This window comes from Microbacterium sp. CPCC 204701, from assembly GCF_004010105.1.
In the GTDB taxonomy this organism is placed as follows: Bacteria; Actinomycetota; Actinomycetes; order Actinomycetales; family Microbacteriaceae; genus Microbacterium.
Genome location: NZ_RRYE01000553.1, coordinates 1 through 1,467, shown reverse-complemented (window position 1 = coordinate 1,467; position 1,467 = coordinate 1). Strand labels below are relative to the sequence as shown.

Annotated in this window: 1 protein-coding gene and 1 pseudogene; one reads left to right on the top strand and one right to left on the bottom strand. The window is 72.5% G+C overall.

Annotated features, from left to right (window positions below; genetic code table 11):
• The coding region (locus tag EIO58_RS17780) for a D-alanyl-D-alanine carboxypeptidase family protein (protein ID WP_127820541.1) at nucleotides 1–1,322 on the top strand (1,322 nt) is incomplete at its 5' end.
• A gap of 9 nt (nucleotides 1,323–1,331) precedes the next feature.
• On the opposite strand, the pseudogene EIO58_RS19435 reads toward EIO58_RS17780, so the two are convergent.
• Nucleotides 1,332–1,467: pseudogene (locus tag EIO58_RS19435) on the bottom strand (molecular chaperone DnaJ); the annotation flags it as partial.

Sequence of the window (1,467 nt, the reverse complement as noted above, 5' to 3'; positions counted from 1 at the left end):
CCTGGGTGGACGACCGCTCGATCGGGCGCGTCGCCGCGCCCGGCGACCTCACCGCCGCGGCGAGCCCGTACGTCACCGTCGACGTCGACCTGCTCGCCGATGCGCCGCGACGATCGCCGCTGCGAGCCGGCGTCGTCGTGCCGACGCTCGTGATGGCCGGACTCGTCGGCGCCTACTCGGCGGCGACGCTGCTGTGGCCACTGCACGCGGTGGCCCCCACCGTGACGGCGATCGAGGTGCAGCCGGCAGCCGCGCCCGCCGCTGCACCCGTCTGGCCGGCGCAGGGCAGCGCGGCGGTGGGCGTTCAGGGCATGGGTGCCGCGCTGGCGTCCACGCCGGACCCGAGCGAGATCGCCAGTATCACCAAGGTCGTGACCGCTCTGGTCGTGCTCGACGAGATGCCCCTGGCGGTCGGCGAGCAGGGACCCGAGTTCCACTTCACGTCGGCCGACAGCTCGCGGTACTGGCAGTACCGCAGCAACGGCGAATCGGCGCTCGACGTGCCTGCCGGCGGATCGCTGACGCAGTACCAGATGCTCGAGGGCATGCTCATCGGCTCGGCGAACAACTACGCCGACCGGCTCGCGCAGACGCTGTGGCCGTCGGACGCCGTGTTCGCGTCCGCCGCGAGCGACTGGCTCGCCTCTCGCGGCGTGGAGGGCGTGACGATCGTCGAGCCCACCGGGATGGACTCCGACAACGCCGCGACACCGCAGGCGCTCATCACGCTCGCGCAGAAGGCGCTGGAGAACCCGGTGATCGCCGAGATCGTGGCGAAGCCGGCTGTCGATCTGCCCGGCGCCGGCCACGTCGAGAACACCAACGCCCTGCTCGCCGACGCCGGCGTGGTCGGCATCAAGACCGGCACGCTCGACTCGTGGAACCTGCTCTCGGCCAAGGACGTCGTCATCGGCGACACCACGGTGCGTCTGTACGCGTCGGTGCTCGGTCAGCCCGACAACACCGCGCGCCTCGACGCGTCGCGCGCCCTCTACGCGGGACTCGAGCAGGAGCTGCAGCTGAAGCCCTCGGTGGCCACCGGGACGGTCGCGGGGAAGGTCGACACGCTGTGGGGCGAACCCATCGACATGGTGACCTCGGGCGACGCCTCGGTGGTGCTGTGGAACGGCGGCGTCGGCACGGTCGAGACGACCTACGACCTCGGCGACAGCCGCGAGGCCGGTGACGCCGTGGGCACCCTCGCGGTGACGGGCCCGCTGAACGCCGCGACCGTCGAGCTCGAGCTGGCCGGCGACATCGAGGAGCCGTCGCCCTGGTGGCGCCTGACCCACCCGCTCGACCTCTTCGGCCTCAACGGCTGACGAGGGAGACTACGCGAAGCGGACGGTCTGCTGTAGGCGCGTGCGCACGTCGAAGACCTCGTTGCCGCCCATGTCGCGCGCGCCGGCGATGCCGCGACGCAGCACGGCGGCCAGCGCGCTGCGCGAGACGACGGCCGTTCGCGCG